This window comes from Streptomyces sp. AMJ-169, from assembly GCF_055597585.1.
The window spans coordinates 480,066-493,093 of record NZ_JBVLTJ010000004.1; the positions used below are offsets into that span (position 1 = coordinate 480,066).

General features: G+C 72.0%; 10 protein-coding genes. 2 read left to right on the forward strand and 8 right to left on the reverse strand.

What is annotated here, in order from left to right; all coding sequences use genetic code 11:
- Positions 1-221: 221 nt before the first annotated feature.
- Positions 222-1,274 carry an LLM class flavin-dependent oxidoreductase gene (locus ACYUD3_RS12730; protein ID WP_470968182.1) on the forward strand — a complete coding sequence of 351 codons (1,053 nt, stop codon included), beginning with the start codon at positions 222-224 and terminating at the stop codon, positions 1,272-1,274.
- Here the strand turns inward: ACYUD3_RS12730 and ACYUD3_RS12735 are convergent.
- The 6 genes from ACYUD3_RS12735 to ACYUD3_RS12760 all read right to left on the reverse strand — a co-directional run bounded on the left by ACYUD3_RS12735 (position 1,207) and on the right by ACYUD3_RS12760 (position 9,072).
- Positions 1,207-2,244, reverse strand: a complete 1,038-nt coding sequence (locus tag ACYUD3_RS12735; protein ID WP_470968185.1) for an NAD-dependent epimerase/dehydratase family protein — start codon at positions 2,242-2,244, stop codon at positions 1,207-1,209. The genes ACYUD3_RS12730 and ACYUD3_RS12735 overlap by 68 nt on opposite strands.
- Positions 2,245-3,153: 909 nt before the next feature.
- On the reverse strand, positions 3,154-3,849 hold the full coding sequence (locus ACYUD3_RS12740; protein ID WP_470968188.1) for a lysophospholipid acyltransferase family protein: 696 nt from the start codon (positions 3,847-3,849) through the stop codon (positions 3,154-3,156).
- 602 nt (positions 3,850-4,451) lie between these two features.
- Positions 4,452-5,243 (reverse strand): GNAT family N-acetyltransferase, encoded by a 792-nt coding sequence (locus ACYUD3_RS12745; protein ID WP_470968190.1) that lies wholly within the window; start codon positions 5,241-5,243, stop codon positions 4,452-4,454.
- A gap of 462 nt (positions 5,244-5,705) precedes the next feature.
- On the reverse strand, positions 5,706-6,455 hold the full coding sequence (locus tag ACYUD3_RS12750; RefSeq protein WP_470968193.1) for a succinate dehydrogenase/fumarate reductase iron-sulfur subunit: 750 nt from the start codon (positions 6,453-6,455) through the stop codon (positions 5,706-5,708).
- Positions 6,452-8,401, reverse strand: a complete 1,950-nt coding sequence (locus ACYUD3_RS12755) for a fumarate reductase/succinate dehydrogenase flavoprotein subunit (RefSeq protein WP_470968195.1) — start codon at positions 8,399-8,401, stop codon at positions 6,452-6,454. Before ACYUD3_RS12755 ends, ACYUD3_RS12750 begins: the two co-directional genes overlap by 4 nt.
- Before the next feature lie 2 nt (positions 8,402-8,403).
- Positions 8,404-9,072, reverse strand: a complete 669-nt coding sequence (locus ACYUD3_RS12760) for a succinate dehydrogenase (RefSeq protein WP_470968515.1) — start codon at positions 9,070-9,072, stop codon at positions 8,404-8,406.
- 119 nt (positions 9,073-9,191) lie between these two features.
- Here ACYUD3_RS12760 and ACYUD3_RS12765 point away from each other — a divergent pair, with 119 nt between their 5' ends.
- Positions 9,192-10,076 carry a LysR family transcriptional regulator gene (locus ACYUD3_RS12765; RefSeq protein WP_470968198.1) on the forward strand — a complete coding sequence of 295 codons (885 nt, stop codon included), beginning with the start codon at positions 9,192-9,194 and terminating at the stop codon, positions 10,074-10,076.
- Positions 10,077-10,078: 2 nt separating this feature from the next.
- On the opposite strand, the gene ACYUD3_RS12770 is transcribed toward ACYUD3_RS12765, so the two are convergent.
- Both ACYUD3_RS12770 and ACYUD3_RS12775 read right to left on the reverse strand, forming a co-directional pair.
- Positions 10,079-12,214, reverse strand: coding sequence for a putative bifunctional diguanylate cyclase/phosphodiesterase (locus tag ACYUD3_RS12770; protein WP_470968200.1), 2,136 nt, complete (start codon positions 12,212-12,214; stop codon positions 10,079-10,081).
- Positions 12,211-13,008 (reverse strand): SAM-dependent methyltransferase, encoded by a 798-nt coding sequence (locus tag ACYUD3_RS12775; RefSeq protein ID WP_470968203.1) that lies wholly within the window; start codon positions 13,006-13,008, stop codon positions 12,211-12,213. The genes ACYUD3_RS12770 and ACYUD3_RS12775 overlap by 4 nt, the downstream gene beginning before the upstream one ends.
- Positions 13,009-13,028 lie beyond the last annotated feature (20 nt).

Consider the following 13,028-nt stretch of genomic DNA (forward strand, 5'->3'; position numbering starts at 1 on the left):
GCCCCAGTACCCGAATGCCCAACACCCCAGCCATCTGCCACCCCAGCGCCCACCGACCCACCAACCCAGCCAACCAGACACCCTGCCCTCTGAACACCGCTCCCCCACCCCCTAGGGAAAGCCCACCCCCCTCCCCTAAGGAAGCCCCCCAGGGTCCCCCTTAGGGAAGATCTCAGGGTCCCGCGCGGGAATCTCCCGCCGCCCCGGACGTTGGAACAAATGTGACCTCGTCGATCTCGCAGACCCGATTCTCCGTGCTGGACCGCTCTCGCACCCGCGAGGGCGAGCCGCCCTCTCAGGCGCTACGGGACACCGTCACACTGGCGCGGGCCGTGGAAGAGCTGGGGTTCCACCGGTTCTGGGTGTCGGAGCACCATGGGGTGCCCGGAGTCGCCGGCTCGGCTCCGACGGTGCTGGCGGCGGCCGTCGCGGGGGCGACGCGGAGGATCAGGGTGGGGACGGGCGGGGTGATGCTGCCCAACCACCGCCCGCTGGTGGTCGCCGAGCAGTTCGGGGTGCTGGAGTCGCTGTTCCCGGGGCGTATAGACATGGGGCTCGGCCGGTCGGTGGGGTTCACGGACGGGGTGCGCAGGGCGCTGGGACACGACAAGGGGGACGCCGAGGACTTCGCGGCACAGTTGGAGGAGCTGCTGGGCTGGTTCCGGGGGACGTCGCCGACCGGCGTCCGTGCCCGCCCCGCCGAAGGGCTCAGCGTGCCGCCGTTCGTGCTGGCCATGGGCGAGGGCGCCCGGATCGCGGCCCGCGCGGGGCTGCCGATGGTCATCGGGGATCTGCGCAACCCGGAGAAGATGCTGCGCGGCATCGACGAGTACCGCTCCGCCTTCCGCCCCTCCCCCTGGGCGGCGGAGCCGTACGTCGTCGTCTCCGGGACGGTCGCCGTCGCCGCCACCCCCGAGGCCGCCCGGCGGATCCTGGTCCCGGAGGCCTGGTCGATGGCGTACTCCCGTACGCACGGCGCGTTCCCGCCCCTCCCGCCCGCCGAAGATGCGGAGGCCCGCCCGATGACGGCCCGGCAGCGCGGCTTCTACGCCGACGCGCTGACCGGACAGCTCGCCGGCACCGAGGAGCAGGTGGCCGACGGCCTGGAGCGGCTGCTGAAGGAGACGGGGGCGCAGGAGGTGCTGGTGACGACCAGTACGTACGACCGGGCGGCGCTGCTGGAGTCGTACCGGCGGCTGGCGGCGGTCATCGGGGGCGGTGGCGCCATGCCTGGTAGTGGTCGGTCAGGGTTTCCTCGAGCGGACGGTAGGTGATGCCCAACTCCTCGACGCTGCGCCGGTTGTCGACCGTGAATCTGATGCCGAGGTGCCGCCGGATGTAGTCCTGGCTCAGTCCGAACGCGGGGCCCAGGATGCGAACGGGCCAGTGGGGCAGGGCTGTTCGGGGCAGGCGGTGGTCTTTCGGGAAGCGGGTGCGCAGGATGCCCGCCATCTGGTGGAACGACGTCATCTCCCGCGCGGCCAGGATGTACCGGCCGTGCGCGTCGGGGTGCTCGGCGGCGGCGATGTGCGCGTCGGCGACGTCGCGGACGTCGACCGTGGTGAAGCTGAAGTCCGGTGCGCCGTAGAAGAAGTAGCCCTTGAACAGTTCGTCGAGGAGGAAAAGGCTGCCGGAGGCGGAGGCCGGGGTGAGGGAAGGGCCCAGGATCAGGCCGGGGTTGACGGCCACCATGCGCCAGCGGTCCTGGCCGGCCGCCGCGTCCCAGGCCGACTGTTCGGCGATCGTTTTCGCGTAGTGGTAGGGGTTGTTGGCGACGGTGCTGCTCGTGTTGACGTACCGCTCGGACAGCACCCGGCCCTCCATCGCGTCGACGTCCGAGTAGTCCCCGAAGATCGCGCCGACGGTAGAGGTGAAGACCAGCGTCTCGACACTCCGGGTCCGCTCAACTGCCGCGCACACATTGCGCGTTCCGCTCAGCGCGGGCTCGACGACGTCCCGGTACCTGTCCTTGATCCGCTCCGGCATCAGAAAGGGCGAGGCGACATGGAAGACGGTCACGCACCCCTCCATCGCGGCGTCAAAGGAGCCCTCGGCCAACAACTCCGCCTCGAACAGCCGCAGCCGCCCCGGGTGTTGCTCACCCAGCGCCCGCAACGGCGCCGTCTTCACGGGGTCCGCGAGGCTGCGTACGGTGGCATGGGCGTCGTACCCGCGCTCCAACAACCGCCGCACAAGATGCGCGGCAACGAATCCGCTGCCTCCGGTCACCAACACGGCAGCCATACACGCTCCCCTCGATCGCCCCAGGGAGCGCCATGATTCCACTAGCTTCCCTCAACTACCCCTGCCGGGAGGGGATTCGGGCTCGCCGACGCCCTCAACTGCTCCCACCCGGAACAGATTCGGGCGCACCGGCGCCTTCGGCCACTCCCGCGCGGAGGGGATTCGGGCCCGCCGACACCCTCGGCCACTCCAGCGCGGAAGGGATTCGAGCCCGGGGAACGCCATGACGCCGCCCAGCGCCTCAATCAGGCCCAGCCCAGAAAGCGCCACCCCGGCTCAAAACGGATTGGAGCTCGCCGACATCTTCGCCCGCTTCCGCTCTGAACGGATTCGGACCCGCCGACGGCTTCGCCCGCCCCGCCCGGAACAGATTCAGACCCGCCGATGCCTTCGCCTGCCCCCGCCCGGAACGGATTCGGGCCCGGGGAACGCCATGACGCCGCCCAGCGCCTCAATCAGGCCCGCTCAGAGAGCGCCACCCCGGCTCAGAGGGGCGCCCGCGAGCCCACCCCGGCGCCCGTGCCCCCGCCCAGCGCCCAGCGCCCAGCGCCCAGCGCCCAGAAACCGTCACCCCGGCTACCTCTGGCTCCAGCAACCGCCCACCTCCGGCTCGAAGAACGCCTCCCCATCCGGCACCGGGCGCCCGGAAACCGTCGCCCCCAGCCACCCCGGGGCTCCAGCAGCCGCCCATCTCCGGCTCGGAGAGCACCTCCCCAACCAGCACCACCCCGAGCCGACCCCTCCCTACAGCGCCCCGGCCTCAACACCCCGCGCCAGCCCCACCCCTAAGCCAGCCTGTCCTCAGCGGCCCGCGCCAGCCCCTCCCTAGACCAGCCTGTCCCAGCAGCCCACACCAGCCCCCCTCCTAAACCGACCCGGCCTCAAGCCACCCGCGCCAGCCCCTCCCTCCTAAACCGCCCCACTCTCCGCAGCCCGCGCCAGCGACTTGCGGTCCGCGTACTCCCCCGCGTCGACCAGCGGCAGCACCTCCACCTCCGCCACCAACCGGCGCGCGGTGACGACCCGCCACACCGACGTGAGGAGGGAGTCGTCGCCGACGAAAGCGGGTGCGGTGCTGGCCGCTCCGTCGAGGGTTCGGTAGCGGATGCGGACCGGCTGCACCGGCACCCCCGCATCCAGCGCCGCCTGGAACACGGCCCTCCGGTAGTGGCCCTGTTCGCGTCCGCACCAGGTGCTGCCCTCGGGGAAGACGGCCACCGCCTGCCCCGCACGCAGCGCCCCGGCGATCTCCGCGACCGTGCCGGGCAGCGCGCGCAGCCGGTCCCGGTCGATGAACAGCGCCGCCCGCGCGGCGATCGGCCCCGCGACCGGCCAGTCCCGGATCTCCCGCTTGGCCAGCATCCGCGCGGGCCGTACGGCGGCCAGCAACGGGATGTCGAGCCACGAGATGTGATTGCCGACGACCAGAACACCACCGTCCTGAGGCGCCTGCCCGGAGATCCGCACCCGCATCCCGGCGGCCCGTACGAGCGTGCGGCACCACCAGGCGACGGCGACACGGAACCAACGCGACCCCTGCCAGGCGACGGGGGCCGGAAACCGACGCGAGCCCCGCCAGGCGACGGCCCCCAGGAACCGGCCCAAGCCCCGCCAGGCGACGACACCCGAGAACCGGCCCGAGCCCCACCGAGCAACGACGGCCCGGAACCGACGCGAGCCCGGCCAGGCAACAGCCCTGGGGAACCGACCCGAGCCCCGCCGAGCAACAACGGCCCGGAACCTGCGCGAGCCCGGCCGAGCAACGGCACTGGGAAACCGGCGCGCCCCCAATCGAGCAACGGCGACCGGGAACCGGCCCGAGCCGCCCTCCCGTACCCCCAACCCCGAGTGCCCCTCCCATACCCGCAGGCCCGAACGCCCCTCCCCCGCCTGCGACCCCGAGTTCCCCTCCCGTACCCCCAAGCCCGAACGCCCCTCCCCCGCCCGCAACCCCGAGCCACCCCCCTCTCCCCCCAGCCGCGCACCCCCCTCCCGCACCCGAAACCCCATAAAGCCGCGCCCCCGACCCCCCTCACGAACCCCCCGCCCCCCAAGCCACCCCACCCCCGCGACCACGAACGCCACCGCGACGGCGATCAGCATCAACCCCACCACCCCAGCCAACCGCACCACCCCCCGCACCCGCGCACCCCCCGCCGTATCCACACACGCCCCCGGAGTGCAGGGAGCGGCCGGCAGCCAGGTGCTCATCGGGTGGTGGGGGCGAGGGAGAGGAAGTGGCGGAGGTAGCGGGCGTTCACGCGGCGCATCGACAGGAGGACGTAGAGGTCCGCGACACCGAAGTCGGGGTCGTGGGCCGGCGCCCCGCAGACCCACGCGCCCAGGCGGAGGTAGCCGCGCAGCAGGGCGGGCAGCTCGGTGCGGGCGGCGGGCGTACCGGTCGGGGTGGCGGTCTCCTTGGGGACCCAGGGCAGCAGCGGACGCACCCGCATCTCCTCCGGCGCCAAGTGCTTCCCCTGCACCCGCTCCCAGGTCGCCGCCGCGAGCGCGCCCCCGTCGGCGAGCGGGACGGAGCAGCAGCCGGCCAGCCACTCGTGGCCGCCGTCGATCATGTAGCGGGCGATACCGGCCCAGATGAGGCTGATGACGGCGCCGTCGCGGTGGTCGGGGTGGACGCAGGAGCGGCCGACCTCGACGAGGCCGGGGCGGATCGCGGCGAGCGGGGAGAGGTCGAACTCACTCTCGGAGTACAGGCGGCCCGCGACGGCCGCGCGCTCGGGCGGGAGGAGGCGGTAGGTGCCGACGACCTGGCCGCTGAACTCCTCGCGGACCAGCAGGTGGTCGCAGTAGGCGTCGAAGGCGTCGGCGTCGAGGCCGGTCTCGGCGGTGCTGAGGAGCGCGCCCATCTCGCCGGCGAACACGTCGTGCCGCAGCCGCTGGGCGGCCCGTACGTCGTCCTCGGTGCGGGCCAGGCTGACGGTGTAGCGGACGGGGGCCGCGTGCTGCTGGGGACGGTCGAGCGTGGAAACGCCGGTCATGGCTCTCTCCTGGTGCGGTCGACAGGCGGCGAGCGGTGCCGCCGGAACTGTTCTTCCGATGGCGGCTGACGTGTACGTGACCGGCTTCAGGAGCGGGGATGTGAGCTTGCTGAACGGCGGGAACCGGGCGGCCGGAATCCGTCGGTCCCCGGCGGAGCACAAGCAGGAAAGCGGGCCGGGAAAACCAGACGGGGCCGGAGATGAGCACCACTCCCGGCCCCGCCCGTTCGCACCTTTACGGCGAACGCTTCCCTATATCTCGGCGAATTCCTCCACCGCCCCGCCGCCTCTCGGCAAACTCTCCCGCTCGCCGCCCCCGTCACCCCGGCGAACCCATTCGCCCCCCGTCACCCCGCCACCCCCCAGAGCCCCCGTCACCCCGGCAAACCCGTTCGCCCCCCGACACTCCGGCGAACCCATTCGCCCCCATCACCCCCCATCACCCCCCAGCAAACTCCCCCCTCACCGCTTCCCCACCCCCCTAACCGCCCGCAACCACTCCCTGTTCATCCCCGTGATCGACACCAACGGAATCCCCTTAGGACAAGCCGTCGCACACTCCCCCGCCAGCGTGCACCCCCCGAACCCCTCCGCGTCCATCTGCGCCACCATGTCCAGCACCCGCGTCTCCCGCTCAGGCGCCCCCTGCGGCAGGACGTTCAGATGGTTCACCTTCGCCGAGGTGAACAGCATCGCCGCCCCGTTCGGACAGGCCGCCACGCACGCCCCGCACCCGATGCACTCCGCGTGCTCGAAGGCGAAGTCGGCGTCCGGTTTCGGTACGGGCGTCGCGTGGGCCTCAGGTGCGGCGCCGGTCGGGGCGGTGATGTACCCGCCGGCCTGGATGATCCGGTCGAAGGCGGACCGGTCGACCACCAGGTCCTTGATGACGGGGAACGCGGCGGCCCGCCACGGCTCGACGTCGATGGTGTCGCCGTCGCGGAAGGACCGCATGTGCAGCTGGCAGGTGGTGGTCCGCTCGGGCCCGTGGGCGTCGCCGTTGATGACGAGCGAGCAGGCGCCGCAGATGCCCTCGCGGCAGTCGTGGTCGAAGGCGACCGGGTCCTCGCCGCGCAGGATGAGTTCCTCGTTGAGGGTGTCGAGCATTTCGAGGAACGACATGTCGGGCGAGACCGAGTCGATCTCGTAGGTCGCTATGGCGCCGTCGGTGTCGGGGTCGCGCTGGCGCCAGACGCGCAGGGTGAGCCTCATGCGTAGCTCCGCTGGGTGGGGTGGACGTACTCGAAGACCAGGTCTTCCTTGTGCAGGGCGGGCGCCTCGCCGGTGGCCGTGAACTCCCAGGCCGCCGCGTAGCCGAACTCCTCGTCGCGGCGGGCCGCTTCGCCGTCCGGGGTCTGGGACTCCTCGCGGAAGTGGCCGCCGCAGGACTCGGCGCGGTGGAGTGCGTCGAGGCACATCAGCTCGGCGAGTTCGAGGTAGTCGACGATCCGGTTGGCCTTCTCCAGCGACTGGTTGAACTCCTCGCCGGTGCCCGGGACTTTGATGCGCCGCCAGAACTCCTCGCGGATCTGCGGGATCCGCTCAAGTGCCTTGCGCAGCCCGGTGTCCGTGCGGGCCATCCCGCAGAACTCCCACATCAGTTCCCCGAGTTCGCGGTGGAAGGAGTCCGGGGTGCGGTCCCCGTCGACCGAGAGCAGCAGGTTCAGCCGGTCCTCGGTCTCCGCCAACACCTCCTGGACGACCGGGTGTTCGTCGGTCACCTCGTCCTGGCGCGGGTGGCGGGCGAGGTAGTCGTTGATGGTGGCCGGCAGTACGAAGTACCCGTCCGCGAGCCCCTGCATCAGCGCGGAGGCGCCGAGCCGGTTCGCCCCGTGGTCGGAGAAGTTGGCCTCGCCGATCGCGAACAGGCCGGGCACGGTGGTCTGGAGGTCGTAGTCGACCCAGAGTCCGCCCATCGTGTAGTGGACGGCCGGGTAGATCCGCATCGGGACCTCGTACGGATCCTCGTCGGTGATCCGCTGGTACATGTCGAAGAGGTTCCCGTATTTCGCTTCAACCGCCTTGCGGCCCATGCGTTTTATGGCGTCGGCGAAGTCGAGGTAGACGCCCTGTCCGCCGGGGCCGACTCCCTTGCCCTCGTCGCAGACGTTCTTCGCGGCGCGGGAGGCGATGTCGCGGGGGACGAGGTTGCCGAACGACGGGTAGATCCGCTCCAGGTAGTAGTCCCGCTCGGCCTCGGGGATGCGGTGAGCCGGCCGCGTGTCCCCCTTGGCCTTGGGCACCCAGATCCGCCCGTCGTTGCGCAACGACTCGCTCATCAGGGTGAGTTTGGACTGGTGGTCCCCGGTGCGCGGGATGCACGTCGGATGGATCTGCGTGAAGCAGGGGTTCGCGAAGTAGGCCCCGCGCCGGTGCGCCCGCCAGACGGCCGTCGCGTTGGAGTTCATCGCGTTCGTCGACAGATAGAAGACGTTCCCGTACCCGCCGCTGGCGAGGACGACGGCGTCGGCGAAGTACGTCCGCACCCGGCCGCTGATCAGATCCCGGGCGACGATCCCGCGCGCCCGTCCGTCGACGACGATCAGGTCGAGCATCTCGGTGCGCGGATGCATCTCCACGTTCCCCGCCGCGATCTGCCTGCTGAGTGCCTGATACGCGCCCAACAGCAGTTGCTGGCCGGTCTGTCCGCGCGCGTAGAAGGTGCGGGAGACCTGGACGCCGCCGAAGGAGCGGGTGTCGAGGAGGCCGCCGTACTCGCGGGCGAAGGGGACGCCCTGGGCCACGCACTGGTCGATGATCTCGACCGAGATCTGCGCCAGGCGGTGGACGTTGGACTCGCGGGCCCTGAAGTCGCCGCCCTTGACGGTGTCGTAGAAGAGTCGGTGGACGGAGTCGCCGTCGTTGCGGTAGTTCTTCGCCGCGTTGATGCCGCCTTGCGCGGCGATGGAGTGGGCGCGGCGCGGGGAGTCCTGGTAGCAGAACTGGACGACGTGGTAGCCCTGTTCGGCGAGGGTCGCGCCGGCGGAGCCGCCCGCGAGGCCGGTGCCGACGACGATCACCGTGTGCTTGCGGCGGTTGGCGGGGTTGACGAGTTTCGCCTCGAAGCGGCGGGTGTCCCAGCGTTCGGCGATCGGCCCCGCCGGGGCCTTGGCGTCGGCGAGCGGTGCGCCGGTGGTGTAGTGCGCGAAGGAGGTCATGGTCAGCTCACCACTCCGGTCATCACGCCCACGGGGACGGCGATGAAACCGGCCGTGAGCAGCAGGGCGAGTACGTTCGCCGTGGTCTTCAGGAAGCGGTCGCGGCTGCGGCTGCCGGCGCCGAGGGTCTGGGCGGCGGCCCAGAACCCGTGCCGGACATGCAGGCCGAGCGCGAGCATGGCGGTGATGTAGATGACGTTGCCGTACCAGGTGGAGAAGGTGTCCACGACGTTCTGGTACGGGTGGCCGGGCCGGAAGTCCGGGTGGACCGTGCCGGTCGTCAGGTCGAGGAGGTGCCAGACGATGAACAGGGCGAGGATGACCCCGCCCCACCGCATGGTCCGCGTCGCGTAGCTCGCCCTGCGTTTGACGTGCGCGTACTTGCTCGGCCGGGCCTTGAGGTCGCGGCGGCTGAGCTGGTAGGCGGAGGTCGCGTGGGCGAGCACGGCGACGACGAGCACGACGCGGACCACCCACAGCGTCCACTCGTAGTGCATGAACGGCTCGCCGATCGTGCGCAGCCAGTGGGCGTAGTGGTCGAACTCGCCGGCCCCGAAGAAGATCTTCAGGTTGCCGAGCATGTGCACGACCAGGTAGCCCAGCATGATCAGGCCGCTGACGGCCATCACCGTCTTCTTGCCGACGGTGGAGTCCCACACGGTGCGCGCCATCGACGGCCGTCGGTCCGTCCGCGTTGCCAGAGCCATGGTCAGAACGCTAGGGCCGGTCGGCCCCATCGGTCCAAGACATGGTCCGGCTTGATTCCATAGCCGGGGCCTATCGTGAGCACATGCAGTTCCAGCAGCTCCAGTACTTCGTCGCGGTCGCCGAGACCCGGCACTTCACCCGCGCCGCCGAGACCGTCCACGTCGCCCAGCCCTCCCTGTCCCAGCAGATCAGGGCGCTGGAACGGGAGCTGGGCGCCGATCTCTTCCAGCGCGCCCGGGGCAACATCACCCTCACCGACGCGGGCGAGGCCCTCCTCCCGCTGGCCCGCCGCATCCTCGCGGACGCGGAGACCGCCCGGTACGAGGTCCAGGAGCTGGTCCAGCTCAGGGGCGGCCGGGTCCGGCTGGGCGCGACCCCGAGCCTGTGCACGGGTCTGCTGCCGGACGTGCTGCGCGCCTTCCACGACCGCTATCCGGGTGTACGGCTGCTGATCGAGGAGGGCGGTTCGCACGATCTGATCCGCGAGCTGGCCCGGGGCGCCCTCGACCTCGCGCTGGTCGTCCTGCCGCTGCCGGCCCCGGCGCCCGCCCTGACGACCGTGGAGCTGCTGCGCGAGGACCTGGTGGTGGTCTCCTCCTCGGAGGCGCCCCGCCCGGGCGGCGGCCGGCGGACCGTACGCGTCGCCGACCTCGCGAGCGAGCGCCTTGTGATGTTCCGGCACGGCTACGACCTGCGTGAACTGACCGTCGCCGCCTGCCGTTCGGCCGGTTTCGAGCCCGGGTTCGCCGTCGAGGGCGGCGAGATGGACGCGGTCCTCGGCTTCGTCCGCGCCGGGCTCGGCGTCGCCGTCGTCCCCCGTATGGTCGCCGCCCGCTCCGGCCACGGGCTGCGCGTGACACCGCTGGCACGGCCGGGGCTGTCGCGCACGATCGCGCTGGCGCACCGCAGTGACGTGGCTCCGCCCCGGGCGGCCAGGGAGCTCCAGCGGATGCTCCTGGAGCGCTGACCTCAGCTGGGGCTGTCCGCCAGCGCCAGCTGGTGCAGCCGCTCCGGCGGGCCGGGGCGCGCGTAGTACCAGCCCTGTGCCGTGTCGCAGCCCAGCAGCCGCAGCTGCTCCGCCTGCGCGCCCGTCTCGACGCCCTCGACGGTGACCTTGAGGTCGAGGCTGTGGGCGAGCGTGACGATGCCCTCGACGATCTTCAGGTCGACCGGGTCGGCGGGGTACTGCTGCATGCCCTGGGTGAACGAGCGGTCCAGTTTGAGGACGTTGACCGGGAGGCGGCGGAGGTTGGCGAGGTTGGAGTAGCCGGTGCCGAAGTCGTCGAGGGCGATGTCGACGCCCATCTCGGCGAGTTGGCGCAGCGGTTTCAGCAGGTCGTCGTCGGCGCCGATGAGCGCGGACTCGGTGACCTCCAGGCAGAGCGCGTCCGGGGTGACGCCGATGCGCTCCAGGATCTCGACGGTGTCCTGCACCAGACCCGGATGAGTGAGCTGGCAGGGCGAGAGGTTGACGTTGATGCGCAGCGGGCCGCAGCCGGCGTCGCGTTCTCGCCAGGCGCGGGCCTGCCGTACGGACTGCTCCAGGACCCAGCGGCCGAGCGGGACGATGAGGCCGGTGTGCTCGGCGAGCGGGATGAAGCGGTCGGGGCCGAGGACGCCGTGCTGCGGATGCAGCCAGCGCACCAGGGCCTCGGCGCCGCGCACGCTGCCGTCGCCGAGGTGGACCAGCGGCTGGTACTCGATGAAGAACTCGTCGCGCTCGAGTGCCGCCGGGAGCGCGGTCGTCAGGCCGTGCCGGGTGATCGCGCGGGCGTCGGCCTCGGCGTCGGCCAGCTCGAACCGGCCGCCGCCGGCCGACTTGGCGCGGTACATCGTGATGTCGGCGGAGCGCAGCACCTCGGCGGCGCTGCGCTCGCCCGCCTTGCCCTCGACGATGCCGATGGAGCCGCGCACGGTCAGCTCGCGGCCCTCGATGCGGACCGGCGCGACCAGGGCGTTCATGATGCGCGCGGCAAGTTCGTCGACCTCGTGCGGGGCCTGCGGTCCGGTGGTGAGGGCGACGAACTCGTCGCCGCCGAGCCGGGCGACCATCTCGCCGGGCGCCGTCGCGCAGGACTGGAGGCGGTCGGCGATCTCGACGAGGAGGCGGTCGCCGGCGGCGTGGCCGAGGCTGTCGTTGATGGTCTTGAAGCCGTCGAGGTCGAGGTAGCACAGGCCGTAGCGGCGTTCGTCGCCCGCGGCCAGGACCTTCTCCAGGCGTTCGAAGAACAGGGTGCGGTTGGGCAGTCCGGTGAGCGCGTCGTGGGTGGCCTCGTAGCGCAGCCGCAGGTTGAGCAGCCGGCGTTCGGTGGTGTCCTCCATGAGGGCCAGCTGGTAGCGGGGCCGGTCGTCGGCGTCGCGCAGCAGGGACACCGTGAGGTTGGTCCACAGGACCGTTCCGTCAGGCCGGTAGTACGCCTTTTCGGTGTGGTAGTGCTCGCGTTCGCCGCGGACCAGTTCCTCGTGGAGCTTCCACACCTGCGGGGCGTCCTCGGCGTGCGTCCACTCCTGGACGTTGCGGCCCCGCACGGTCTGCTCGGAGCCGCCGAACATGCGGGTCAGGGCGCCGTTGACCTCCAGGACGTTGCCGTCGAGGTCGGCGATCCAGATGCCTATGGCGGCGCCCTCGAAGACCGCGCGGAAGCGGGCCTCGCTCGCGTGCAGCGCCTGCGCGACGACGCCCTGGGCCTGCAACGCGGCCTGGGCGATGGCCTCTTGCTCGGTGAGGGTGCGTTCGCGCAGGGCGTGCGCGTAGCCGGCGGCCATCGCGTGCTGGAGGCGTGAGCAGCGGGTGCGCAGCTTCTCGGGCGGGCTGTCGTCGCCGCAGTACAGGACCAGGTAGGCGTCGACGCAGTCCAGGGCCTGGGCGAGGGCCTCGGGGTCGGTGCAGTGCGCGCCGACCAGGGCCGCGCCGACCGCTCTGGCCTCGGCGGCGTCGAAGCCGCGCGACAGCAGCGCCGTCCGCAGCCGCTGGGCGAGCGGGAGGAGCTGGGCCTCGAACTCGGTGCGGGTCAGGGACGTGGAGGTGGCCGGGTAGACGGCGCGGCTCCAGATCGTCGCGAAGCGGCGGACTCTGTCCTCGGGGCTGTCCGGTGCGCCCGTCACGCCGTGGTCCCCACGCCGGCGAAGGCGCCGGGCGGCAGCGCGTCCTCGTCGTCCGCGCCCGCCGGTGGCCGCCAGCGCGGCATCGGCACCAGTCCCGGTTGCACCATGTCGTACCCCTCGAAGAACCGCGCGATGGCGTCGCGCGAGCGCAGGATCAGCGGGTTGCGGATGTTCGCGTACACGCGGGCCACGCCGTCGGAGCCCGCCCCTTCCGCCGAGGCGTGCGAGAGCGCGAGCACGCTGCCGGGCGCCAGCGCGTCCCGCAGCCTCGCCACCGCCCCGTACGGGTCGTCCTCGTCCGCCACGAAGTGCAGTATCCCAATCAACAGGAGGGCGACCGGCCGGTCGGGGTCGAGGACGGCGCGGATCTCGGGGTCGGCGAGGAGTTCCTCGGGGTGGCGCAGATCGCCCCGGACGCAGGCCGCGAGCGTGTCCCCGGCGAGGGCGGCGCGGCCGTGGCTGACGGCCACCGGGTCGTGGTCGACGTGGACGACGCGGGCGCCCGGGCACAGTCGCCGGGCGGTCTCGCGGACGCCGCCGGTGACGGGGATGCCGGAGCCGATGTCGAGGAACTGGGTGATGCCGCGCTCGCTCGCGTGGGCGACGGCCCGGCGCATGAACGCCCGCCCCTGCTGGGCGAGTCGGGGCAGCCCCGGGGCGTGGGCCAGGGCCTCGCGGGCGGTGGCCCGGTCGGCGGCGAAGTTGTGCGCGCCGCCGAGGTAGAAGTCGTGGATGCGCGCGACGCTGGGCACCGAGATGTCGATGCTCCTGGGCGCCCAGGCGGAACGCTGCATCTGTCTCTCTCCCCCGCGTC

Bases quoted from the DNA above. Each gene is read 5' to 3' on its own strand.
- ACYUD3_RS12760 (WP_470968515.1), bottom strand. From the start codon at position 9,072: ATGGCGCGCACCGTGTGGGACTCCACCGTCGGCAAGAAGACGGTGATG.
- ACYUD3_RS12735 (WP_470968185.1), bottom strand. From the start codon at position 2,244: ATGGCTGCCGTGTTGGTGACCGGAGGCAGCGGATTCGTTGCCGCGCAT.
- ACYUD3_RS12775 (WP_470968203.1), bottom strand. From the start codon at position 13,008: ATGCAGCGTTCCGCCTGGGCGCCCAGGAGCATCGACATCTCGGTGCCC.
- ACYUD3_RS12750 (WP_470968193.1), bottom strand. From the start codon at position 6,455: ATGAGGCTCACCCTGCGCGTCTGGCGCCAGCGCGACCCCGACACCGAC.
- ACYUD3_RS12755 (WP_470968195.1), bottom strand. From the start codon at position 8,401: ATGACCTCCTTCGCGCACTACACCACCGGCGCACCGCTCGCCGACGCC.
- ACYUD3_RS12745 (WP_470968190.1), bottom strand. From the start codon at position 5,243: ATGACCGGCGTTTCCACGCTCGACCGTCCCCAGCAGCACGCGGCCCCC.
- ACYUD3_RS12765 (WP_470968198.1), top strand. From the start codon at position 9,192: ATGCAGTTCCAGCAGCTCCAGTACTTCGTCGCGGTCGCCGAGACCCGG.